18 protein-coding genes are annotated in these 23,563 nt (G+C 58.8%); 10 read left to right on the top strand and 8 right to left on the bottom strand.

Annotated elements, in window-relative coordinates; genetic code table 11:
- The first annotated feature begins 7 nt into the window (after positions 1-7).
- The 7 genes from GOX53_RS20115 to GOX53_RS20085 are packed head-to-tail and all read left to right on the top strand — an operon-like array spanning position 8 to position 13,030.
- Positions 8-2,386: a glycogen/starch/alpha-glucan phosphorylase gene (locus GOX53_RS20115; protein ID WP_171179534.1), complete on the top strand. Its 2,379-nt coding sequence runs from the start codon at positions 8-10 to the stop codon at positions 2,384-2,386.
- Positions 2,383-4,590 (top strand): 1,4-alpha-glucan branching protein GlgB, encoded by a 2,208-nt coding sequence (glgB, locus tag GOX53_RS20110; protein WP_171179532.1) that lies wholly within the window; start codon positions 2,383-2,385, stop codon positions 4,588-4,590. The genes GOX53_RS20115 and glgB overlap by 4 nt, the downstream gene beginning before the upstream one ends.
- Positions 4,591-4,617: 27 nt before the next feature.
- On the top strand, positions 4,618-5,877 hold the full coding sequence (gene glgC, locus GOX53_RS20105) for a glucose-1-phosphate adenylyltransferase (protein WP_171179530.1): 1,260 nt from the start codon (positions 4,618-4,620) through the stop codon (positions 5,875-5,877).
- Between the two features lies 1 nt (position 5,878).
- A complete protein-coding gene (glgA, locus tag GOX53_RS20100; RefSeq protein ID WP_171179529.1) occupies positions 5,879-7,315 on the top strand; it encodes a glycogen synthase GlgA in 1,437 nt (478 codons plus the stop codon).
- Positions 7,312-9,402: a glycogen debranching protein GlgX gene (glgX, locus tag GOX53_RS20095; protein ID WP_254446654.1), complete on the top strand. Its 2,091-nt coding sequence runs from the start codon at positions 7,312-7,314 to the stop codon at positions 9,400-9,402. The genes glgA and glgX overlap by 4 nt, the downstream gene beginning before the upstream one ends.
- Positions 9,403-9,416: 14 nt before the next feature.
- Positions 9,417-11,411 (top strand): 4-alpha-glucanotransferase, encoded by a 1,995-nt coding sequence (gene malQ / locus GOX53_RS20090; protein WP_217351859.1) that lies wholly within the window; start codon positions 9,417-9,419, stop codon positions 11,409-11,411.
- On the top strand, positions 11,399-13,030 hold the full coding sequence (locus GOX53_RS20085; protein ID WP_171179525.1) for an alpha-D-glucose phosphate-specific phosphoglucomutase: 1,632 nt from the start codon (positions 11,399-11,401) through the stop codon (positions 13,028-13,030). The genes malQ and GOX53_RS20085 overlap by 13 nt, the downstream gene beginning before the upstream one ends.
- A 238-nt stretch (positions 13,031-13,268) precedes the next feature.
- Here the strand turns inward: GOX53_RS20085 and GOX53_RS20080 are convergent, their stop codons facing one another.
- The 4 genes from GOX53_RS20080 to GOX53_RS20065 all read right to left on the bottom strand — a co-directional run bounded on the left by GOX53_RS20080 (position 13,269) and on the right by GOX53_RS20065 (position 16,762).
- Positions 13,269-14,195 carry a carbohydrate kinase gene (locus tag GOX53_RS20080; protein WP_171179523.1) on the bottom strand — a complete coding sequence of 309 codons (927 nt, stop codon included), beginning with the start codon at positions 14,193-14,195 and terminating at the stop codon, positions 13,269-13,271.
- Between the two features lie 208 nt (positions 14,196-14,403).
- Positions 14,404-15,597 carry a CaiB/BaiF CoA-transferase family protein gene (locus GOX53_RS20075; protein WP_171179521.1) on the bottom strand — a complete coding sequence of 398 codons (1,194 nt, stop codon included), beginning with the start codon at positions 15,595-15,597 and terminating at the stop codon, positions 14,404-14,406.
- Between the two features lie 437 nt (positions 15,598-16,034).
- Positions 16,035-16,394 carry a DUF1801 domain-containing protein gene (locus GOX53_RS20070; RefSeq protein WP_171179519.1) on the bottom strand — a complete coding sequence of 120 codons (360 nt, stop codon included), beginning with the start codon at positions 16,392-16,394 and terminating at the stop codon, positions 16,035-16,037.
- Positions 16,391-16,762 (bottom strand): nuclear transport factor 2 family protein, encoded by a 372-nt coding sequence (locus GOX53_RS20065; RefSeq protein WP_171179517.1) that lies wholly within the window; start codon positions 16,760-16,762, stop codon positions 16,391-16,393. Before GOX53_RS20065 ends, GOX53_RS20070 begins: the two co-directional genes overlap by 4 nt.
- A gap of 15 nt (positions 16,763-16,777) precedes the next feature.
- Between GOX53_RS20065 and GOX53_RS20060 the strand changes: the two genes are divergently transcribed.
- Positions 16,778-17,164 carry a helix-turn-helix transcriptional regulator gene (locus GOX53_RS20060; protein WP_217351858.1) on the top strand — a complete coding sequence of 129 codons (387 nt, stop codon included), beginning with the start codon at positions 16,778-16,780 and terminating at the stop codon, positions 17,162-17,164.
- 280 nt (positions 17,165-17,444) lie between these two features.
- Here the strand turns inward: GOX53_RS20060 and GOX53_RS20055 are convergent, their stop codons facing one another.
- Positions 17,445-18,569: a caspase family protein gene (locus GOX53_RS20055; protein ID WP_171179515.1), complete on the bottom strand. Its 1,125-nt coding sequence runs from the start codon at positions 18,567-18,569 to the stop codon at positions 17,445-17,447.
- Positions 18,570-18,652: 83 nt separating this feature from the next.
- Between GOX53_RS20055 and GOX53_RS20050 the strand changes: the two genes are divergently transcribed.
- Together GOX53_RS20050 and GOX53_RS20045 are read left to right on the top strand one after the other, a co-directional pair.
- A complete protein-coding gene (locus tag GOX53_RS20050; RefSeq protein WP_171179513.1) occupies positions 18,653-19,702 on the top strand; it encodes an OmpA family protein in 1,050 nt (349 codons plus the stop codon).
- 380 nt (positions 19,703-20,082) lie between these two features.
- Complete coding sequence (locus GOX53_RS20045) at positions 20,083-21,048, top strand: pirin family protein (protein ID WP_171179511.1); 966 nt, start codon at positions 20,083-20,085, stop codon at positions 21,046-21,048.
- Positions 21,049-21,300: 252 nt separating this feature from the next.
- On the opposite strand, the gene GOX53_RS20040 is transcribed toward GOX53_RS20045, so the two are convergent.
- The 3 genes from GOX53_RS20040 to GOX53_RS20030 all read right to left on the bottom strand — a co-directional run.
- Positions 21,301-22,293 carry a methylenetetrahydrofolate reductase gene (locus GOX53_RS20040; RefSeq protein WP_171179509.1) on the bottom strand — a complete coding sequence of 331 codons (993 nt, stop codon included), beginning with the start codon at positions 22,291-22,293 and terminating at the stop codon, positions 21,301-21,303.
- Complete coding sequence (locus GOX53_RS20035) at positions 22,290-22,871, bottom strand: methylenetetrahydrofolate reductase C-terminal domain-containing protein (RefSeq protein ID WP_171179507.1); 582 nt, start codon at positions 22,869-22,871, stop codon at positions 22,290-22,292. The genes GOX53_RS20040 and GOX53_RS20035 overlap by 4 nt, the downstream gene beginning before the upstream one ends.
- A 356-nt stretch (positions 22,872-23,227) precedes the next feature.
- Positions 23,228-23,563 (bottom strand): hypothetical protein (locus GOX53_RS20030; protein ID WP_171179505.1); only part of this gene is annotated, 336 nt, incomplete at its 5' end.

Raw genomic sequence — 23,563 nt, 5'->3', positions numbered from 1 at the left:
CGCTATCATGAAATCAGAAATCCTCAGACACCTCAGCTACTCGCTCGGCAAAGACGCCCCGCACGCCTCGACCTATGACTGGCGCATGGCGCTTTCACTGACCTTGCGGGATCGTATCGTTGACCCGTGGTTTGAGAGCACGCGCGCGACGTATCAGTCCGGGGTAAAGCGTGTCTATTATCTGTCGATGGAATTCCTCATCGGCCGCATGATCGAGGATATGGCGGCGAACCTGGGGCTGACGAAAGTAGTTCAAGAGGCGCTTGCCGAGCTGGGTCAGGACGCCGCAATAATCTTCCACGATGAACCCGATGCCGCGTTGGGCAATGGCGGCCTCGGGCGGCTAGCCGCGTGTTTCATGGATTCCCTGGCCACCCTTGGCATTCCCGCATACGGCTACGGAATTCGCTATGAACACGGATTGTTCGAGCAGAGTTTCCTTGAAGGGCGGCAGATCGAAAAAGCCGAAACCTGGCTGAGCCAACGGTTCGCGTGGGAGTTCGAGCGGCCCGAAGTGCGGTACCGGATCGCGTTCGGCGGTTATGTCGATCACCACGATGGTAAGGCGGAATGGCATCCTTCGGACATTGTCGTGGCGCAGGCGTTCGATACGCCGGTTGTCGGCTGGCAGGGCAAATGGGGCAATACCCTCCGCCTCTGGTCAGCGCAGCCCGAGAACGAGTTTGATCTGGAGAGCTTTAACAGGGGCGACTATCTGGCGGCCAGCCGGTCCGAGGCGCTGGCCAGAACGATCTCGCGGGTTCTCTATCCTGACGACACAACCGATGCCGGCAAGGAACTGCGCCTGAAACAGGAGTATTTTTTCACCGCCGCCTCGATCCAGGATCTGCTGCGCCGGTTTCTGACCGACCACGATGATATCCACGAACTGCCAAATGCCGTCGCCATTCAACTGAACGACACACATCCCGCGATTGCCGGGCCCGAACTGGTGCGCATTCTGGCTGACGACCATGGTTTGCCGCTGGACGAGGCGATCACCCTCGCCCGGCGGTGCCTGGGCTACACCAATCACACGCTGTTGCCGGAAGCTCTGGAAAGCTGGCACGAGGGGCTTCTGGGCCGCGTTCTGCCCCGGCATCTTGAGATCATTCGTGTCATCGACGACCTGCAGCAACAACAATATCCGGGCTGTCCGCGTATCTTGCAGCATGGCGAGGTCCGCATGGGTGAACTTGCCTTCATCATGGCGCACAAGGTCAATGGCGTCTCAGCGCTGCACACCGAATTGGTCAAAGACACGGTCTTTGCCGATCTGCACCGTATTCACCCGTCGCGGATCGTCAACCAGACCAACGGCATCACGCCGCGCCGGTGGTTGCACACCTGCAACCCGAACCTTTCCGATCTGATCACACGGGAAATCGGGGACGGCTGGGTCGCCAACCTTGAACAGCTGAAACTGCTGAAGGAGAGATCCGGAGACCGGGCCTTTCTGAATGATTTCCAGGCCGCCAAACGGCAAAACAAGGAAAGGTTGGCGAACTGGATCGCGGATAAATGCGGTGTCCATGTCGACCCGGACGCCATGTTTGACGTGCAGATCAAGCGCATCCACGAATACAAGCGCCAGTTCATGAATATTCTTGAGACCATCGCGCTGTGGAATGAGATGCGGGACAATCCGAACAAGGACTGGACACCGAGGGTGAAGATCTTTGGCGGCAAGGCCGCGCGGGGTTATGACGTTGCCAAGCAGATCGTGCGTCTGATCAACGATGTGGCAAAGATCATCAATGCTGATCCGACAACCTCGGACCTGCTCAAGGTTGTGTTCCCGCCGAACTACAATGTCACGATGGCCGAGGGCCTGATCCCGGCTGCCGACCTGTCCGAGCAGATTTCAACCGCCGGCAAAGAGGCGTCCGGCACCGGCAACATGAAATTCGCTCTGAACGGTGCTTTGACAATCGGCACGCTGGACGGCGCAAATGTCGAGATCCGGGAACATGTCGGGTCGGACAATTTCTTTCTGTTCGGCCTGACCGCGTCGGAGGTCATGGAACGGCGCACCCAGCACGGATACGCGCGTGCCGCAATCGCCGCCAGCCCCCGGCTGGAACGGGTTCTGGGCCAGATATTCGACGGCCGGTTCTCGCCTGAAGAAACAGGGCGCTATCACGCGCTGATCGGAACGCTCTACGACCACGACTACTTTCTGGTGACGTGCGACTTCGACAGTTACTTTGATGCCCAGCGCCGGGCGGACGAGGCCTATCGCAACACTGACGGTTGGACCGCGATGGCGTTGCGGAACACCGCAAGCATGGGATGGTTCTCGTCGGATCGGACGACAAAAGGATATGCACGCGACATCTGGCAGGCCGAGAGCGCCGAACCCACGGTTTTGGGGAAAACCGCATGAACGCAGCGCCGATCTCTGACGATGCCGTGCAGGCGATTGCCCGCGGTGAGCACGAAGACCCGTTCTCGGTCCTCGGGATGCACAGCGTCGAGGGACGCCTCATCATCCGGTGTTTTCACCCCGAAGCCGATGCGGTCGAAGTACTTGATCGAAAGACCGGGCGGAGGCTGTGCGCGTTGTCGCGGGTTGATCCTGAAGGCGGCGTTTTTGAAGGGATCATACCACGGCGGAAGAATCGGTTTGCCTATCTATTGCGCCTGACCCGAGGCGAAGACACCTGGACCGAGCAGGACGCTTACGCCTTTGGCCCGTATCTCGGGGAGATCGACGAGTATCTTCTGGGCGAAGGGACACACGGGCAGCTTTGGCGCGCCCTGGGGGCTCATGTTGCCGAGCACGAGGGCGCAGAAGGCGTGCATTTCGCGGTCTGGGCACCGAATGCCCGGCGTGTATCGGTGATTGGCGATTTCAATGGCTGGGATGGGCGGCGAAACGTGATGCGGCGGCGCGGCGAAACGGGTGTGCATGAGATTTTCATGCCCGGTCTCGCCGACGGCACGGTCTACAAGTACGAAATCACGGACCATAACGGGCAGCTCCTGCCGCAAAAGGCCGACCCGGTTGGGGTTGGCGCGGAATTACCCCCGAAGACGGCTTCGGTCGTGCGCGATCTGACCGGGTATCAATGGGGTGACGACGCCTGGATGGACGCCCGAAAAGGGCGACACGGCGTCGATCAGCCCATGTCCGTTTACGAAGTGCATCTGGAAAGCTGGCGCCGTGTTACCGAAGATGGTGGCCGCCCGCTGAGTTACCGCGAGCTTGCGACCGATCTGGTGGCGTATGTTCGCGACATGGGGTTCACGCATATCGAGCTGACCCCGATATCTGAATATCCGTTCGGCGGCTCCTGGGGCTATCAACCGATCGGGCTTTTTGCGCCGACCGCGCGGTTTGGCGCACCCGAGGATTTCCGGGCGCTGGTGGATGCCTGCCATCAGGCTGATCTGGGCCTCATCATCGATTGGGTGCCGGGCCATTTCCCGACAGACCAGCACGGGCTTGGGCGCTTTGACGGCTCTGCGCTTTATGAACATCTCGATCCCAAGGAGGGGTTCCATCCCGATTGGAACACGCTGGTCTACAACTATGGCCGCGCCGAGGTGTCCAACTACCTGATTGCGAATGCGAAGTTCTGGATGGAGGAATATCACATCGACGGACTTCGGGTGGATGCGGTCGCCTCGATGCTGTACCGCGATTACTCGCGCAAGGAAGGCGAGTGGGTGCCCAATGTCCATGGCGGGCGAGAGAATCTCGAAGCGATAAGCTTTCTCCAGCGCATGAACGAAGCCGTCTATGCCGCCCATCCCGACGCCATGACCATTGCCGAGGAATCCACCGCTTTTCCGGGTGTCTGCGGCATGACGTCGGATGGCGGATTGGGGTTCGGGTTCAAGTGGAACATGGGATGGATGAACGACACGCTGCGCTACATGGCCGAAGATCCGGTGCATCGGAAGTATCACCACGACAAAATGACCTTCGGCCTGCACTATGCGTTTTCGGAGAACTTCGTGCTGCCGCTCAGCCACGATGAAGTCGTGCACGGCAAAGGCTCGCTGTTGGGCCGGATGCCCGGCGACGACTGGCAACGCTTTGCCAACCTGCGGGCCTATTTCGGGTTCATGTGGGGACATCCCGGCAAGAAACTGATTTTCATGGGCGGCGAGTTTGCGCAGGCCTCGGAATGGAACCACGAGCAAAGCCTGGACTGGCACCTGTTGGAACACGCCCCACATGCCGGCGTCCAGCAACTGGTGCGCGACCTGAATGCACTCTATCGGGCGACACCCGCGCTGTACCAGAAGGACAACAGCGCCGATGGGTTCCGCTGGATCGACGGCGGCAATGCCACTGACTCGGTGTTTTCATGGGTTCGCTACGGAAATGACTGCAGCGCCCCTGTTTTTGTCGTTTCGAATTTCACACCGGTTACACGAACGGATTATCGGATCGGCGTTCCCCTGCCCGGCTTCTGGGCCGAGCGTCTGAACACGGATTCCATGTTTTACGGCGGCGGCAATCAAGGCAACGGGGACGGGCTGACCTCCGAACCGGTTGCCGCACATGGCTGCGACCATTCTGTCGTCATGACCGTGCCGCCCCTTGCCACTGTATTCTTTGAACTTGAGCCGGAATAGTTTCGAGCCGTCTTTGGGAGGACCCCGATGAAACAAGACCGACGCCGACTGGCAAACCAAACCTTGGCATACGTTCTGGCCGGCGGACGCGGAAGCCGCCTGAAGGAAATGACGGACATCCGTGCGAAACCCGCGGTCTATTTCGGAGGCAAAACGCGGATCATCGACTTTGCACTCTCAAACGCAGTGAACTCGGGCATTCGCAGGATCGGTGTTGCCACGCAATACAAGGCCCACAGCCTGATCCGGCACCTGCAGCGGGGTTGGAGCTTTTTCCGGGCGGAACGCAACGAGTCACTGGACATTTTGCCCGCCTCTCAACAGCTCGACGAAGATAACTGGTACAAGGGCACCGCCGATGCGGTGACCCAGAATATCAACATCCTGCGCGGGTACGGGCCAAAGTACATTTTAGTTCTTGCCGGTGATCATATCTACAAACAAGACTATTCCCTGATGATCGAACAGCATGTCCGGTCCGGCGCAAAGGTGACGGTCGGCTGTATCGAAGTGCCGCGGGAAGAGGCCAAGGGGTTCGGCGTGATGGCCGTGGATGAGGCCGACAAAATCCTCGAATTCGTCGAAAAGCCAGAGGACCCGCCCGCGATGCCCGGCAATCCCGATCAGGCACTGGCCAGCATGGGGATTTACGTTTTCGAGGCGGAATACCTTTACAGCCTTCTGGAAAAGGACGCAAAAAACGACGCATCTAGCCATGATTTTGGCAAGGACATCATTCCGGGCATCGTTGCCGAAGGCGGTGCGATGGCACACCCCTTTAGCCGGTCCTGTGTGATGTCGGGGCTTGAGGACACGCCGTACTGGCGCGACGTCGGAACCATCGACGCCTACTGGCGGGCGAATATCGACCTGACCGATTTCAAGCCAGGCCTAGATATCTACGCTACCGACTGGCCGATCTGGACCTACTCCGAACTGACCCCACCGGCGAAGTTCATCCACAACGAAGAGGGCCGGCGCGGACAGGCCGTATCATCCATGGTATCCGGAGGCTGCATCATCTCGGGCTCGTCGCTCTATCAGTGCCTGCTGTTTACCGGCGTGAAAACCCATTCCTTTTCACAGCTTGAAGGCACCGTCGCACTGCCTTACTGCGAAGTCGGGCGCCGCGCCTACCTGAAGAATGTCGTCATTGACCGCGGGGTCAAGATCCCGCCCGGTCTGATCGTGGGAGAAGACCCGAAACTTGACGCCAAACGGTTCCGACGCACTGAGAACGGCATATGCCTGATCACACAGGCCATGATCGATCAATTGGAAATGTAATATGAAAGTACTGATGGCGGCCTCGGAGTGCGCCCCCTTCATCAAGACCGGTGGGCTTGCAGATGTGGTCGGCGCACTGCCCAACGTTCTTGCCGGACACGGGATTGAATGCCGCACCTTGCTGCCCGCCTACCCTTCTCTGCAGCCTTTGCTCAGTGATGGACGTCAAGTCGCCGAGTTCCACGATCTGCCGGGCGGGTACGGGCAGCTTGTCCTAGTGAGTGCCGAAGGTGTGGATTTGCTGTTGCTAGACGCTCCGCAGCTTTTTGACCGGCCCGGCAAGCCCTATTCGGCGCCCGACGGAGAGGATTGGCCAGACAATCATCTGCGCTTCGGCGCGCTTGCACAGGCGGCAGCCCGGATCGGGATGGACGGACCGGACGGCTGGCGGCCCGATATCGTGCACGCGCATGACTGGCAGGCAGCGCTGGTACCGGTTTATCTGAAACAGGCGAATTGCTCCGTGCCAAAGTCCATCCTGACCATCCATAACATTGCCTTTCAGGGCTTGTTCGATCCAAGTGCCATGGGACATCTGGGCTTGCGCGGGGACTGGTATCATCCCGAGGGGCTGGAGTTTCACGGTGCTCTGGGTTTTCTCAAAGGCGGTCTCATGTTTGCCGACCGGATCACCACGGTCAGCCCCACCTATTCCAGCGAGATCCTGACACCGGAATACGGAATGGGGCTTGAGGGTGTTTTGCAGGCACGATCCGCCGCTTTGTCAGGGATACTCAACGGCATTGACACCGGCGTATGGGACCCGGCCAACGATCCCGCACTGGCGCGCAGCTACAATGCGCGCAGCCTAGCCCGCAAGGCTCAGAACCGCGCGGCGATTGCGGACCGCCTTGGTCTGGCAAGCGACAGTTCCGGACCGTTGTTTTGCGTGATCAGCCGCCTGACCCAACAAAAGGGACTGGACGCGTTGGCGGGCGCAATTCCGCACGTCGTGCAGCGCGGCGGTCAGCTGGCGGTGCTCGGCACAGGCGAGGCGAACCTCGAAAGCGCTTTTGCCGCTGGAAGCTCGGAGTATCCGGGTCAGGTGGGCACACTGATCGACTATGATGAGGAGTTCGCGCATCTGTTGCAGGGCGGAAGCAACGCTATCCTGATCCCTTCGCGGTTTGAACCGTGTGGCCTGACCCAGCTTTATGGCTTGCGATACGGAACCCTGCCCGTGGTCGCCCGCACCGGAGGGTTGGCCGATACCGTGATTGATGCAAATGCCGCAGCGCTCGATATGGAATGTGCCACGGGGTTTGTGTTCGATCAGGTGACAACCGACGGCATCACGGCTGCTCTTGACCGCGTCTTTGACGCTTTTGCCGACAAAAAGACCTGGCAGACACTGCAACGTGCGGCGATGCGGCAACCGGTTGGATGGGAACGGTCTGCCTCCGCTTATGCACAACTCTACAAAGAGCTGGCCTCATGAAGGATATGGGCCGTAAGGACATGATAATCAGTCAGGGGAACCCGACGCGATTGGGCGCACATTTCGATGGCGAGGGCACGAATTTCGCCCTGTTTTCGGAACATGCGTCACGCGTTCATCTGTGCTTGTTCTCCGACGACGGGCAAACCGAACTGGAACAGCTACCGCTGCCGGAAAGAAACGGCGCGGTCTGGCACGGCTATGTTCCAGGCCTGAAGCCTGGAACCCTGTACGGGTATCGGGTCGAAGGCCCCTTTGCGCCCGAGCGGGGGCATCGGTTCAACTCCAACAAACTGCTGCTCGACCCTTACACCCGAGAGTTTTTTGGCGGTTTCACCCATCATCGCGACGTCTTGGGTTACTTGCCCGACTCGCCCTATGGGGATCTGTCCTTTAGCGAAGCTGACAGCGCATCCTATGTTCCGAAATCCGTAGTTTCCCACCCGGGCAGCTTTGTGCCGGATGCCGTTACGCTCGGCCGGGGCTGGGATGGCGCATTCATCTACGAGGCTCATGCCAAAGGCCTGACCAAACAACACCCGGACATTCCCGAACATGTGCGCGGAACATTCGAAGGACTGGCGTCGCAACCCATTCTCGACCATTTGAACCGCCTCGGCGCCACGGCGGTGGAAATATTGCCGGTCCACGCATTCACGTCCGAAGGCGCCCTGCACGCGCGTTCGCTGAAAAACTACTGGGGCTACAACACTATCGGGTTCTTTGCGCCAGACCCCCGGTACTTTGGTCCATCCGGCGTGTTTGGGTTTCGGGCAATGGTCGACCGGTTCCACGAAGCGGGTATCGAAGTCATTTTGGACGTTGTCTACAACCACACCGCCGAAGGCGATCATCTGGGTCCGACCCTGAGTTTCCGGGGCATCGACAACGCATCCTACTACCTGCTGCTCGACGGTCAGCCCCGCTATTATGTGAATGATACCGGTACGGGAAACACGCTGAAGGTCAGCCATCCTTTCGTGCTGCGTCTGGTAATGGACAGTCTTCGCTTCTGGGTGCAGGCGATGGGCGTTGATGGGTTCCGTTTCGACCTCGCGACATCGCTGGCGCGCGAAGTGCACGGTTTCGAGGCGCACGGTGGCTTTCTTGACGCACTGCGTCAGGACCCGGTGCTGGCGGGTGTCAAACTGATCGCCGAGCCCTGGGATATCGGACCGGGCGGTTATCAATTGGGACGCTTTCCGCCGGAATTTGTCGAATGGAACGACCGTTTTCGCGACACCGTGCGCAAGTTCTGGCGCGGCGACGGGCATTCGGCACAGGATATGGGCTCGGCCCTGCTGGGGTCGGCGGATCTGTTCGACACCAGGGGACGGCAAGCATGGTCATCGATCAATTTTGCGGCGTCGCATGACGGTTTCACACTTGCAGACACGACACGGTATCTGCACCGGCACAACATCGCCAACGGCGAAGACAATCGGGATGGTCACCACAGCAACTACAGCGACAATTTCGGCGTCGAGGGCGAAAGCGAAGATCCTCAGATCATCGCTGCCCGGCGCCAGCGGTCACGGAACATGATTGCCACCGTCCTGCTTTCGCAGGGCACGCCCATGCTGCTTGCCGGTGACGAAGGTGGCAATTCGCAAAACGGAAACAACAATGCCTATTGCCAGGACAACCCGACCAGCTGGATTGACTGGGATGCGATGGACGAGGAACTGGTCGACTTTACCGCGGCACTGTCACGATTCCGGGCCAACCATCCTGTACTACGGCAGAACCGCTTTTTGCACGGGGCCGAGCGAGCTGACGGAAAACCGGACGTCGAGTGGCGTGCGATGGACGGATCGGCGCTGAACTGGCGCGATCCGGGCTTGTCCAGCCTGTGCCTCATCCTGCGCGGCTGCGCCGAGAGCGTTGCGGGTGACGCTTTGTCGGATGTGGTCGTTTTGGCGTTCAACCGGGAGTCTCAGGCTCTGGACCTCAAACTTCCGGCGGCGGGAGACAAGGAGTGGCGGCAGGAGATCGATACGTCGTCCGACCTGCAGCGACCCCGCCCGGTCCCAACGCCAATTACCAAGATTGCGGCCAATTCGGTCGCGGCCTTTGTTCTCAACTAGCGCTCGTTATGAAGATGAATTCCGACGATAAACTCAGGCTCCTCGCGCAGGAATGGGGCATACAAATGGAGTATGACGGCTGGTGCGGACATCGTCAGGTCTGTGAACCGCCGACGCTTCGGGCGTTGCTGAGCGCACTGGGTATCGAAGCCCACTCCGACGCCGCAGTCTCAGATGCGCTGCGCGCGCATAGGGCCGCCGTGTCGGCAAGGCATTTGCCGCACGAACATGTGGCACTGGCTGGCGCATCAGTAGAAATAGCGGCACCTTCTGCCTGCGAATGGCATGTCCTCGACGCTGAGGGCAACGAGGTGCAGGCAGGCCGAGGCGAAACCGAGATCACCCTGCAAGCGCTGCCGGTCGGATATTTCACGTTGGTGGTCGAAAGCGCCGATTGGTCCGAGGAAGTGTTCATCTTAAGCCGTCCCGAAGCGACTCCGGACATCGCCGCACTTACCGGAACCCGAACAGGTTGGGGGGTGTCGGGTGCACTCTATGCGCTGCGCTCGGCCTCGAATGGCGGGCTGGGGAATTACTCCGATCTCGCGTCTGCCATGGGAGTGCTGGGTCAATCCGGCGCGCTGTTTTTTGGCATCAACCCGATCCACGCCCTTGGTTGGGCAGCAAATGACACGATCAGCCCCTACTCACCGAGCCATCGCGGCTTCCTCAATATCGACCACATCGCTGCCGAAGGCGGGCTTGGCCCTACCCCCGTGGACACACTGGTCGACTACGTAGGCTTTCGTGCGCGTCATCGCATGGCGCTTGAAGCAGAGTATGAACGGTTCGAGCGAGGTGCGGCGCCAATATCAACGAGCGCTTTTCGGTCTTTCTGCGAAAGGGAGGGGGCTGAGCTTACTCAGTTTGCCAGCTTCGAAACCACCAGCGAACGCCACGGCAGTGACTTCCGGGATTGGCCCGCGCATCTCAGGAATCCCAGCGGCCCCAAGGCCGGTCCCCGGGGTATGTTTCACAAATGGCTGCAATGGCAGGCGAAAACGCAAATCGAGAGCGCACAGAAGGCCGCGCGCGAGGGCGGCATGGCACTCGGGCTATATCTCGATCTCGCGGTGGGTGCGCGACCGGGCGGCGCAGAAGTCTGGATGCACCAGGACATCGTTGCGCATGGTGTTTCGATCGGCGCCCCGCCCGACCACTTGAGCCCGGGCGGACAATCCTGGACCCTCGCCGCTTACGCGCCCAACAAGCTCAGCCAAAACCGGTATGAGCCGATCCGATCGCTGCTGAGCAAGCTGATGGCAAGGGCGGGCATTGTCAGGATCGACCATGTGCTCGGCCTTATGCGCAGCTTCTGGGTGCCGGATGACGGCAGCCCCGGTGGCTATGTCAAACAGCCATTCGACTCGCTTCTTGCCGTGGTAGCCATCGAGGCCTGGCGCAACCGTTGCCTGGTCGTGGGTGAGGATCTGGGCCTTGTGCCGCCGGGCTTCCGCGAGCGGCTGAACAACTCGGGCCTCTATAGCTACGCAGTGTGGCAGTACGAAACGGAAGGCGACGGATTGCCACCTGCCCAGCACATGCGGCCGTTCAGCATGACTTGTTTCGGCACCCACGACACACCCACGATCCATGGTTTTTGGCGCGGGCGCGACATCGAATGGTGGCGCAAGCTTGGCTGGCTGACGGCGGAACAGGCCGAAGCGAACCATGGGAGCCGCGCACAGCAGCGCAACAGTCTGCGGCAACATTGTAACGTGCCGCCCAGCGCGACCCAGGGCGATATTCGCAAAGCAATCCACACTGGCCTCGCCCAGAGTCCTGCGGCTCTGGCGACAGTGCAGTTGGACGACGTTTTTGGCTGCGAGGACTCGCAGAACCTGCCGGGCACCATCAACGAACATCCAAACTGGCGGCGACGGCTGCCGGTTGCCGTCGAAGACTTCGCCACTTCACCTGCTATTGCTGAAACAGGCGCGCTTATGGCGCCAACCCGGGGAACTCCTGCGGTTGATATCAACAGGGAACCAGACACATGCCTAACGTGACTCACTCGTGCACGCCTTTCCCGGGACAAAAGCCGGGAACCTCTGGACTGCGAAAGAAGACACGGGTCTTTATGGAACCCGGTTATCTGGAAGCCTTCGTGCAATCTATCTTCAACGCGATCGTCGGGGCGTCCGGCAAGACCTTCGTTGTGGGAGGGGACGGGCGTTTCTTCAATGCAGAGGCGATCCAGACCATCCTTCGCATGGCCGCCGCCAACGGCGCGTCCCGTGTCATTGTCGGCCAGGATGGGCTGTTGTCGACACCTGCTGCCTCGAACCTCATTCGTCAGCGTGGCGCCGATGGCGGGCTCATCCTGTCGGCAAGTCACAATCCCGGAGGATTGGATGCCGATTTCGGCCTGAAGTACAACACCGCCAATGGCGGTCCCGCGCCGGAAGGTCTGACGGAAAAGCTGTATGCCGAAACCCAACGCATTGCCGAATACCAGACGCTCGACACCGATGACATCGACCTGGCGCAAATCGGCGTCTCACAACTGAACGGCATGGTCGTTGAGATTGTTGATCCGGTGGCGGATTACGCCGCATTGATGCGGCAGCTCTTTGATTTCGACCGGATCAGGACGCTTATTTCCGAGGGTTTCACACTTCGCTTCGATGCCATGCACGCGGTAACTGGCCCCTACGCGAAAGCGATCCTTGAGGATGAGCTGGGAGCCCCCGAAGGATCGGTGATCAATGCGGTGCCATCGGTCGATTTCGGTAAAGGGCACCCCGACCCGAACCCGATATGGGCAAAGCCGCTGGTGGATTTGGTGATGTCGTCCGCCGCCCCGGACTTTGCCGCCGCCTCGGATGGCGACGGCGACCGCAACATGATCCTCGGGCGGAGCATATACGTAACACCGTCCGATAGCCTCGCGGTCCTTGCGGCCAATGCCCATCTCGCTCCGGGGTATGATAACGGTCTCGCCGGGGTGGCGCGATCCATGCCCACAAGCACAGCCGTGGATCGTGTGGCCGATGCGCTGAGCATCGAGTGCTTTGAAACTCCAACCGGCTGGAAGTTTTTCGGCAACCTGCTCGACGTGGGGCGCATAACGCTGTGTGGTGAGGAAAGCGCCGGTACCGGCTCGGATCATGTTCGTGAAAAGGATGGTCTCTGGGCGGTTTTGTTGTGGCTTAACATTCTTGCCGTGCGGAAAACCTCGGTTCATGAGATCATGCAGGATCACTGGCGCACATATGGACGAAATTATTACTCGCGGCACGACTACGAAGCCGTGGACAGCGCAAAGGCAGCGCAGATGATGGCGGAACTGATTGAACGGCTGCCCGATCTTCCCGGTGCTGCCGCAGGGGTCTATGTCGTCGCATCGGCCGACCAATTCTCATACCACGATCCGGTGGATGGGTCGGTCAGCGAAAACCAGGGGATCCGGGTGCAGTTCGAAGACGGAAGTCGCGGCGTGGTACGTCTGTCGGGAACCGGGACCGATAATGCGACGATCCGTGTTTACCTTGAGCGCTTCATCCCCAAGGACGGCGATTTGGACATGGAAACGCAAACTGCCTTGCAGGGCATCGCCGAAGCAATGGCGCACATAACCAGGCTTCCCGAGATTTGTGATCGGCAGGCGCCGGACGTCATGACCTGACAACGTCTTGCAGTCGTGGCGCCATGGCTTGCGTTGTGTTCGGCTCGGACCAAGCAATTAATGAACTCGCAAAATTCTCAACCCGATGGAGGCCACAAATCCAGGATGGCGCCATCCGCCTTCAATTGAACACACCGGTTTCGGGTGACTTTGGACAACCCATTTGAGAACTAAGCCATCGCGCTTGTCAGCGGCTGGTTTCGAAGCATCCGGTGATGCTCAGAGGTCTGCAAGGTAGTCAGAGTTCGTGTGCCCAAGGTGGGTTTGCACCCGCGCGTGAAACGGTGATGGCCGCCACCTCGGTACCGAAGGAGAGCGCGGATCTGAGGGTGTCGGCGGGCAGATTGCGCAGACCCGCTTTGGTCAAGCTGCCGGATCGCTGGAGCTCTGCCAGAACACCGGCATTGAACGTGTCGCCCGCTCCGACTGTGTCCACAACCTGCACCCTTTTGACCGGCACCGATACTTCGGTCCCATCGGACAGATACCCGCTTGCGCCGTCCCCGCCGCGTGTCACGATGACAACCACCGGCCCGGAACCCAGCACTTGTGAGGCCTTTTCGTTCAAGCCTTGCGAACCCGGCACAATCCAGTCCAGATCCTCGTCCGAGACCTTTACGATATCTGCCTGTGCGATCATGTGGTTCAGCCTTTTACGGAAGCGGGACTGATCCTTGATGAAGCCGGGGCGAATGTTCGGGTCCAGCATTACAGCGCACTCGGCACCGTGACGGTCCAGCAACGCGGCGTATGCGTCCGCGCCCGGCTCAACCGCCAGACTAATTCCGCCGAAGTAGAGGACCGTCGCATCCGGAAGTTGCTGGGGCATGTCTTGAGGGGTCAGCATTCGACCAGCAGAGTTTTCGTCAACGAAGGTGTAACTCGCATGCCCATCTTTAAGCTGTACGAATGCAAGTGTCGTGGGGCGATCCGAGAAAATGACATGCGAAGCATCGACATGGCTGTCTTTCAGGGCGTTGGCTAGCTGCGCTCCGAACATGTCCGTGGATAGACCGGTCAGCATACCGGCAGAGGCGCCGAGCCGCCCCAGCGCAATTGCGGTGTTGAAGACCGCGCCTCCGGAATGAGGAACGAACCCCTGAACACCAGAAAGGGTTTCTTCGGGGATCATGTCGATCAGTGCTTCACCGCAACACAGGATCATGGCGGCATCCTTTCCGCAAAGTCGGTCAACGGGCGTTTTGGTACGTCAGTGCACTTATACCGAATATGTTAGCGCAAACAATGATTAACTCAGGCTGGCTGGGCATTTGAGTGTTGGTCCTCGACACACCCCACTTTACTGAAGGCGTGTATGCCTCCTCCCGACGGCACCGCAATGTGCCAATGCGATACGACGCTGTGTACTCCACTCATATCACACCATCCTTTTTGAGTTCGTCCAGTTCTTCCAAGGACAGCCCCAGTTCGGTCCAAATCATGTCATTGTGCTCGCCAAGGACAGGTGGCGGTGTGTCGACGGTTGGCGATGCGCCATCCAGTTTAATCCCAGTCGTTGCGACCCAGATATCTCGGCCAACACCGGGGACGTCCGAATAGCTGTTCAGAAACCCGCGCTCCGCAACTTGGGGCATTTCCAGCACCTCCGGCACCGTCAGTACCGCGCCAGACGGCACGCCGATACGGTTCAATTCCTTCGCCCAATCTCGCGCGGGGCGCGTTTTCAGGACGTCCTCAAGCTCTGCCTTTAGGGCCAGACGATTGCGCTTGCGGTCTTCGCGGGTGGCGTATTCTGGTCTGTCCCGCAACGCAGCCAGCCCCAGATGGTCGGTCAGAAGAACCCATTGCTCATCTTTGTTGGCCGCGATGTTGATCAAGCCGCCGAGCGCCTCGAACGCGCCGGACGGAGCAGAGGTCGGGTTTTCATTTCCTTGCGCGGTGGGCTCTACCCCGGCAATCAGGTAGTTCGACACAACCCACCCCATGGTAGCCAGAACGGATTCCAGCATGGACACGTCAATAATACTGCCGCGTGGTTTTCCGTTCAGAGCGGCCGCAATGGCGAAGGCCGCCGTGACACCACCGACCGTATCGGCCAACGGATATCCGACGCGCAACGGGGCGCTTTCACCGTCGCCGGTAATCGACATTATACCGGACGCGCCTTGTATGATCTGATCATAGGCCGGACGGTGAACCCACGGCCCGTCTTGCCCAAACCCTGAAATCGCACAATAGACCAGTTGCGGATTCAGGCCCTTCAGGACTTCATACCCTACGCCAAGACGATCCATCACGCCGGGGCGGAAGTTTTCGACCACGACATCGGCCGTTTCGACAAGCTTGAGGAACAGTGCCTTGCCCTTCGGATGCTTGAGGTTGACGGTCGTAGATTTCTTTCCCGCATTCTGAGCGAGGAAGGACACCCCCATTCCCTTGGCGTTCAGATCGGGATCGGCCCCAAGCTGACGCGCCAGATCGCCCCGGCCCACAGCCTCGACCTTGACCACTTCGGCCCCCAGATGCGCCAAGTGATGGCAGCAAAAGGGCCCCGCCAGAACGTTTGTCAGGTCGAGAACTCGGATCCCGTCAAGTGGTTTCGGCATTGCTTGCTCCGCCCTGTTTCATGAGCCAGAAGTCTTTTGCGTTTGACCTGCCCTCGCACTTTGGAGAGCGGTTCGTTCTGGACTCCTCCGGTTGGATCGCAGCCCTCGGTGAGATCAGTCTGGTGTCGACAACCTGCAAGGTTCTTCCCTAAGTCTTCTGACCCAACGAGCCGTATCTGTAACCCGGTTGCGCGTATTTGACGATCCAACGGTTAACAGCTTCACGATCAATGAAACGCCACATTCCGCCAGAATTTCTTATAAATCGCAATATGACAAACCCTAACCGAGATTGAAGAAACCCGCACGCAGGATCGTTCCTTTGTAGGGTGCGCGCCTGGACTGAAGTTGTCACAGGACGCCCCCGTCGAAGTCCGAGAAAACATGCGCGTTACGTGTTAACTCAGACCTAGGGGGAAAATGCGACGGCGCCCTCTTCAGCGCTCGTCCTGTTGGTCGCACCAGGCAACGCAAATAGCTTGGAGTTCGGTAGATTTGGTTGCGAGATCGTCCAGCCCTTTTACCTTGAAGCTGCGTGCTTCTTTTCCGTCACCTTCCAGGTTCGGGAAATCCCCCTCGATGGTTGCGCCCTTGTGGAACATTAGCGACGCGTGTTTCTTGGACTTTGGAAAGAAACTGGCCATATTGCCCTTGTAAGTGAAGGTTGGCGCCTGCCATTTGATGCACTCGCCAATCCGAGAATCTGCGTTCATGATTATCTTTCGCATTTCTGCAACGACGGGTTTCATCGGGTTGTCATAGGATGCAAACCAAGCATCAACGTCGGCGCTGCTCATGGCGGCTCTCCCATATCAAGGGTGGTGACCAGCTTGGTGATCAGCCCGTCTTTCAGAGTGAAGACGTTCGTGCCGCTTCCCTGGCCCCCAGGAATGGCTTGCGAGATACAGTTCCATTTAACGGTGATGGTCTCTCCATCAATCTCGACCGCGCCCAGTTGGATCACCGCATCATCAAATTCGTCACTCCGGCTCGCGGTGAACGCAGCAACGATGGCGTCGCGACCCTGATGAGGGTCGGTTTGTCCTGAGAAGGGTTCAGAATAACTGGCATCGGGCGCGAAGAAAGCGGCGAGCCTGTCAATCCCGTGCGGTCCGGCTTGCATTGCAAGGAAGAAGTTGATGATCTCTAAAGGCATGCTGTTCATGGGAGTGTCCTTAAGTTGGAACTGGACCAGAAAACGCTGGGTGCGCTGAAGCGGGCGGTGACTGCGATCGACAAGACGCCCTGCGCAATGCCTGCCGACGTTTTGGGGCCATTAATTGAGATTGCACAGCCGGGTGTGCGGGTGCGATTGGACGTGGCCGCGAGCGGTGTGGTCGGCGTACCGGTCGTCTCGGTGGAAAAGACGGCGGCTGCCGATATCTTAGCGCCATTGACTGCGCGCCAAACGCAGGTGGCTTTACTCGTCATTGATGGCCTCTCCAACCGTCAGATTGCATCCCAGCTTGGGATTTCTATCGCGACAGTGAAGGACCATGTGCATGCAATTCTGGTGCGATTGAACCTCCTGTCCCGAGTGGCCCTCATCGCGGCGTCGCGGATCTAGCGGTAGCTTACGAACGACCGGCTTCCCTCGCAATCCATCCAAAGATGGATATGGGACGGCTCGGGACAAACTCATTCGAAATTCGGAACAGATCGGACTTCAATCTGACCCAATAACTCGGAGCTCCACTTACACAAACCGGGCGTTCGAGTACCACGCTGGCGTAAAGCAGACCTTCCCGTATGGTTTAAGGTCACCGACAAGGATTGATCGCCAAGCTGCCAGAGGCGTCCTTGCCAAGGGCGAGCGTACAGCCAATCCGTTTGTGCTTCGCACCAACCTAATTTGTCTCGCGAGCAGCAACTTCCAGACGCGCCAACTCTGCGTAAGTTCCTTCAGGGAAAGCCTGTAGATAGGCCTCGTAATCCGCCAGGTGACCGGACGCCAGCGCTGCCTCGAAAAGCAGCTGATCGGACACTTCGGATGCTTCACCAACCTTACGCAAAACAGGGGTGGCTGTTTCGTTCACCCGCTGCGCCGCCTTGTCCAAGTTTGCCCGCAACTGTTCCCGCGCTTCCAGCGCAAAACGCCCTTTTGGGTGTGCCCGCAAAAAGCGAGAGAGCGCGATCAGATCGCTGCTCCCATTGACCAGTTGCCACTCTTCGCTTTCTTCTTCCATCACCAGGACAAGCGCTGGGTCTTCAAAGAAAACAAAATCGGTGGTCAGAAGCGACGTATCCCACGGCGTCTGTATGCCGCGAGTTTCATCGACCACGTCAATTCGTACGGACTTGAAGGTTTGTTCAATTGGCACACCCGGCACCTGCATCGCCTGTGCCAGCGCTTTGCTAAAGGGACTATGCCGTCCGAGCCCGTCAAGCGCCACGTCCCCGGGACCCGTGGAATAGGACAGAAATGTTCCGGGCGAGGCTTTCATTTCGGCAAGCCCATCCTGTTCCAGACCCTCCAAGGCCGCAAACGGATTGTTCCGGCAAGCGTCAAGGATCACGATATTGGTCTCGTTTTGGGCCGATCCCATCTGGCGCAGTATCACGTCAGCCTCGATACCCACCAAGTCCAGCTCAGCCGCATCACTCAGTGTGGCGTCGACCGGCAAAAGATAGTTCTTGCCCAGAGATTGCACCCCGTGACCGGCGTAATAGAAGAGACCTACGGTGTCGGGTCCGAGCTCGCGCAGATCGCGCCCGAATTTCACGATGGCCGTGTTCAGTTCCGCCTGCGTTGCGTCGATCAGGAAGGACACTTTAAAGCCCGCTGTTTCAAGCACATCACCGATCAGCCGGGCATCATTAACGGGGTTGTCCAACGCCGTAACGTTCTCATAGGCCGCATTACCGACGACCAGAGCGATGCGCGCTGGAAGCTCCTGCGCCAGCGAGCTACCCGCCCAAAGTGTTGCGACAACGGTCAGGAGAGTTCTTATCTTCGCCATCATGGAATTCATCCCGCCTCTCCTAACACTAATCTGAATAAATTCCTGCCTAGGCGTGTTTCACATTCAAACAGCAACACTGGGAAAACACCCTCTTGCAATACAACGGTTCAACAGCGGTGTTTATTCACGCCTTGTGGGAAAATGTTATGACCAAGTGCTCAACCTTGCTTGCCGCATGTCTTGCGTTTGGAGCCAACCCAGTGCTGGCGTCCTCGTTCAAGGAGTCCTGGACGTTGCACGAAGGGGCTTACTCCCTGACCTTTGCCACCAGCGTTCTGGGAGGTGCCACAGAGGTAGGCTCGTTCCAAGCCATTGACGGGATGATCGCGAAAGATGGCTCGGCGACGCTTTCTGTCTCGCTGGACAGCGTTGCAACCGGTGATGACTTGTGGGACGCCCGCCTGCGGTTTTTATTGTTTGAGAGCTTTCGCCGACCATCGGCACAGATCACAGCTCAAATCGACCCGGTTGCTCTTACCAGGCTTAAAGAGCGGCGCAGCGTGGCAATCACCTTGCCGGTCATCTTGGAACTAAACGATCGTAAAGGCCGGATAGACACCGAACTTGATGTTACGCTTCTCGCGGATGACATCGTTTCCGTTTCGACCGTCGAACCAATTCAGCTCGATCTGTCAGATTTCAATTTGCTTGCAGGACTGGAGAAGCTGGAAGGTTCGACAGGCCTCAAGATTGTGCCCCGCACAGATATCGAGTTTGAACTTCTGTTCAGTGCGGAAACGGCTCGACCGGCTGGAAGCGCCGGTGAGATTTCGCTGGAGGCGTGCGCAAAGAGGATCGCCACAATAGCAGGAACGGATCAGGTCTATTTCACCTCCGGATCGGCAGAGCTTGAGAGCAAATCCTTCCCGTTGCTGGATGCAATCGCCGACACGATCCATCAATGCGATGGGTTGGATGTGCTGGTCGAAGGGCACACCGACAACCGCGGTTCGGATGAATTCAACCTGGAACTTTCAGATCGGAGAGCGGCGGCGGTTGTCACATACTTGGCAGTCCGAGGCATCCCGTCGGAGAGATTGAGAGTCAAAGGATATGGCGAGGCACGACCGATTGCAGATAACAACACGCGCAAAGGTCGCTGGAAGAACCGGCGGATCGAGTTCACCGTGCCCGGGTTGTAGGGCACCTCAAGCCGCTCTGCAGTTCGGGAATACACGGTGCCATATTTTGGCGGCCCTTAAGGTAATCAGCGCTCACGACGTCCCTCCCCCACAACTATATGGAGCCTGCTCCACCTCGAAGGTGCAGATGAATGGGAAGCCCGACCATTGGGTTGATCAAGGAACACGAAGCCGAGATGCCAACAGCGGCGGTGTGCCGCAAGCTCGGCCCTGGCCGGGGCACTTTATAAGAACTGAAATCCAAATATGGTGGGAGGGAGGCGCCTGACGCTGCCAACCTGAAAGTGCTGGACCCACGGCAGCTAAGCAATGCTTCGCCACTATCGTGCACCGGATAATCTCGACCGACCTGAATTCCTGAGACGCGAAAGGAAAAGCCGATGAGCTGGAACCCGACCCACACGCCGGAATGCCCTCAGACTGGCTGCGACCCGCTCGAAACCCTGATCATTCCCCGCGCGCGCGATCTGGGCGGGTTCGAGGTGCGCCGCGCCCTGCCCTCGCCCAAACGGCAGATGGTCGGCCCGTTCATTTTCTTTGATCAGATGGGTCCGGCTGAATTCATCACCGATGGCGGCATCGACGTGCGGCCGCACCCTCATATTGGGCTGGGCACGGTCACCTACCTGTATAAGGGCGAGTTTGAGCACCGCGACAGTCTGGGCACGCACCAGATGATCTATCCCGGCGAAGTGAACTGGATGATCGCCGGGCGCGGCGTTACCCATTCCGAACGGACCAGCGCCGAAACACGCGCATCCCGTCACCGCCTGTTTGGCATTCAGACCTGGATTGCCCTGCCCGAGGATCAGGAGGAGATGGCCCCCGACTTCGAACATCACAAACAAGGCGTGCTTCCCTTCATTGAGGATGATGGAACACAGGCAAGGCTGATCCTCGGCACCGCCTATGGGCAGCAAAGCCCGGTGACAATGCCCTCCGAGACCTTCTATCTGGACGTGACGCTTGCCCCTGGCGCGGCTTTCCCGCTGCCCGACGATCATGAGGATCGCGGCATTTATGTCACCGAGGGGTCAATCGACGTCGCCGGCAACACGTTCGAGGCTGGCCGGATGATGGTGTTTCGCCCTGGCGACCGCATCTCCGTCACGGCTGGCACGCAAGGCGCCCGGCTGATGGCACTTGGCGGAGCGACGCTGAACGAACATCGCTATATCTGGTGGAATTTCGTCTCATCATCAAAAGACCGGATCGAGACGGCAAAAGAGGCGTGGAAGTCGGCGGATTGGGAAAACGGCATGTTCACGTTGCCGCCCGGCGATACCGAGGAATTCATCCCCATCACTCCCGAACTGGAACGGATGCGGCCGAAAGAGCCAAGATAGCCTCAGCGCAGCTTCACCGGACTGGCAAATCGTGCAGCTCGCAAATTTCCAAACCTTCATTTGGTCAACTTAACCTGCCGTAGATAGCTCAAGGCAGCCGCAAGAAAACGACCCTGGAACTGCTCCAATCACGACCCACGAACCGCTACAGGGACATTGTTTGATCGCGTGCTTCGCCTGCGATATCGAGTGCGGCGTGAGAGGTGATCGTCGCCACACTTACGTCGCGCAAATTATGGGACGGCCACCTTGCTATTTGCCAGTGCGGATTTGACCGCGCCCGCGCAACACGCCCGATTCCAGGATAATATCCGAAACAAGGTGTTCCCGCCGATATGCCATGACGTGGACACCCGACACGCCCGCAATCTCGCGGATTTGCTGAATGAGCTCGATGCAAATTTTCTTGCCCTCATCTGACGGGTTTTCCGCCTGTTCCATTCGGTGGATGATGGGGTCCGGGATGTGAATGCCGGGGACGTTGCTGCGCATCCAGCGTGCTGCGCGCGGGGATGCAAGTGGTCCAACGCCAGCTATGATGTAAGCGCGCCCGTCCAGACCCAGGTCGCGCGCCCGGGCCATGAAATTCTCGAACAGCGGAATGTCGAAGATGTAATTTGTCTGGATGAACTCTGCGCCGGCTCTGATCTTTTTCGCCAGCCTGTCGGGACGCCATTCGTATGGCGGGATGCAGGGGTTTTCGGCGGCCCCCAGAAACAATTGCGGAGGCCGCGCGATCTTTCGCCCCGACAGGAATTTGCCCTGGTCCCGCATCGTGCGAATGGTGCGAAGAAGTGTGAGCGAGTCGAAATCGAAAACCGGCTTTGCCCCCGGCTGATCTCCCACACCGACCCCGTCGCCGGTAAGGCACAGGACGTTGCTGACACCGAGCGCCGCCGCCCCGAGCACATCCCCCTGAATTGCGATCCTGTTCCGGTCGCGACAGGAAATCTGATACACCGGAGAATATCCGGCACGGGTCAAAAGCGCGCAGATACCGATCGACGACATATGGCAATTGGCACCCGACGCATCGGTTGCATTGATGGCATCGGCGACTTCTCCAAGCGGCTGCGCGGCCTGATACACATCTTCGGGATCGGCGCTGTCCGGGGGGTTCAGCTCGGCAGTGACCGCAAATCGTCCGGATTTCAGGACCCGCTCCAGCCTGCTGTGCGATACGAAGCCGTCGGGAACGGGCACATACCCGAGGGCGGCGTCGCTGCCGGCGTCGGCGGCACTCATACGCCTGAATTCCGTTTGACGGCCTTTTCAGGCTCTTCCGCAAGGGGGGCCGCGGCCGGTTCTGCGGCACGCGCGCCGGAAAACGCCTCTGCCAGGGTCTGTCTCGCGGCGTCCTTGGCAGTGCGACGAGCGGCGGCGATTTCGCGGCTGACCCGCAACCAGGACGAAGACCCAGTCAACCCGTGCTCGACCGGGGGCAGCACTTCATTGATCCTGTCGGCGCCCTCGCGCATCCGGCTGGCTCCGTCCCAGGCAAGAGCCCATACGCATTTCATATCAGGCTTCACCTCGCAAAACCCGCCCGGCCTGACGCCGCCGCAGGGGCCATTGCGCAGCTGTTTGGGGCAATTCATCGGACAGGACATTCCAGTCGAAGACAGAACACACTGGCCGCACATCCTGCAATCAAAGAGCAGCGTCTTGACGCACTTTTCGACAAAGGCAACCGGTCGTTCGACCCGGTTGTAGCCGAGCCGCCGGAACACCGGATCCAGGGCAACCATGACAGCTTCGACACGCTTGTAGATCCATTCAAACGCACGCGCTTGGCGGACAGAATACAGACGCAATCGATACATGACGCTCACCCTTTCCGAACATCCGCGCGTGCCGATTGCCGCTCCGGAACAGGCATATGGAGCATCTGCGGTTTTGGTCTCTCATTCTAAGCAGCCGAGGTTTGCGCGATCAAGTGAACCCTCTCTTGTGCTGTGTCTCGGGACAGGCTGAGAACCAGATGACAAGCCACTGCCGTACACTACGAAGCCAAGGCAAGAGCCGATGCTCATACACCCGGAACGATCGGCGTGGCGCTGTGGGCGAGCACGTTGCGCAACTACTATGGCCCGCAGCGTCAACGGAGAACGGCCCAGATCAGAGGGGGCTGGGTCACAGCCTCATCTACTGACAGCTTCTTTTCGGCAGAAGACTCCTTTCAGGATTTTCTGGAAAACACCCATTCCCCAAAGGGTGCGAGGATCATGCCGAGGGCCAATATCAGCTTCAGGTTCACGAAATCGAAGGTATCGACAGCAATGGATGGAAGGGTAAGTTCAGGTCGAGACGGCAAGTAGTAGATGTCGATCGGCGTGTTGCGTTGTTGCTTGCGTTGAGCTGCAAGTTTTCGTCCCACCGGAACAGACACGCGGATATCGTCAGCTTTGATCTCGCTCCCCTGATATTCGAATTTGTAACTGACGCTGTAGTAGTTTTGCCTAAAGCATCCCGCCGAAAACTTGAATCGGGGGATTCCCAAATGGTTGTCAGTGTG

Source organism: Ruegeria sp. HKCCD8929, assembly GCF_013031405.1.
In the GTDB taxonomy this organism is placed as follows: Bacteria; Pseudomonadota; Alphaproteobacteria; order Rhodobacterales; family Rhodobacteraceae; genus Ruegeria.
Note: the sequence above shows the minus strand (reverse complement) of the source record. Positions and strands in the feature narration are given on the sequence as shown.

Bases quoted from the DNA above. Each gene is read 5' to 3' on its own strand.
- GOX53_RS20115 (WP_171179534.1), top strand. From the start codon at position 8: ATGAAATCAGAAATCCTCAGACACCTCAGCTACTCGCTCGGCAAAGAC.
- glgB (WP_171179532.1), top strand. From the start codon at position 2,383: ATGAACGCAGCGCCGATCTCTGACGATGCCGTGCAGGCGATTGCCCGC.
- glgC (WP_171179530.1), top strand. From the start codon at position 4,618: ATGAAACAAGACCGACGCCGACTGGCAAACCAAACCTTGGCATACGTT.
- glgA (WP_171179529.1), top strand. From the start codon at position 5,879: ATGAAAGTACTGATGGCGGCCTCGGAGTGCGCCCCCTTCATCAAGACC.
- glgX (WP_254446654.1), top strand. From the start codon at position 7,312: ATGAAGGATATGGGCCGTAAGGACATGATAATCAGTCAGGGGAACCCG.
- malQ (WP_217351859.1), top strand. From the start codon at position 9,417: ATGAATTCCGACGATAAACTCAGGCTCCTCGCGCAGGAATGGGGCATA.
- GOX53_RS20085 (WP_171179525.1), top strand. From the start codon at position 11,399: ATGCCTAACGTGACTCACTCGTGCACGCCTTTCCCGGGACAAAAGCCG.
- GOX53_RS20080 (WP_171179523.1), bottom strand. From the start codon at position 14,195: ATGATCCTGTGTTGCGGTGAAGCACTGATCGACATGATCCCCGAAGAA.
- GOX53_RS20075 (WP_171179521.1), bottom strand. From the start codon at position 15,597: ATGCCGAAACCACTTGACGGGATCCGAGTTCTCGACCTGACAAACGTT.
- GOX53_RS20070 (WP_171179519.1), bottom strand. From the start codon at position 16,394: ATGAGCAGCGCCGACGTTGATGCTTGGTTTGCATCCTATGACAACCCG.
- GOX53_RS20065 (WP_171179517.1), bottom strand. From the start codon at position 16,762: ATGAACAGCATGCCTTTAGAGATCATCAACTTCTTCCTTGCAATGCAA.
- GOX53_RS20055 (WP_171179515.1), bottom strand. From the start codon at position 18,569: ATGAATTCCATGATGGCGAAGATAAGAACTCTCCTGACCGTTGTCGCA.
- GOX53_RS20045 (WP_171179511.1), top strand. From the start codon at position 20,083: ATGAGCTGGAACCCGACCCACACGCCGGAATGCCCTCAGACTGGCTGC.
- GOX53_RS20040 (WP_171179509.1), bottom strand. From the start codon at position 22,293: ATGAGTGCCGCCGACGCCGGCAGCGACGCCGCCCTCGGGTATGTGCCC.
- GOX53_RS20035 (WP_171179507.1), bottom strand. From the start codon at position 22,871: ATGTATCGATTGCGTCTGTATTCTGTCCGCCAAGCGCGTGCGTTTGAA.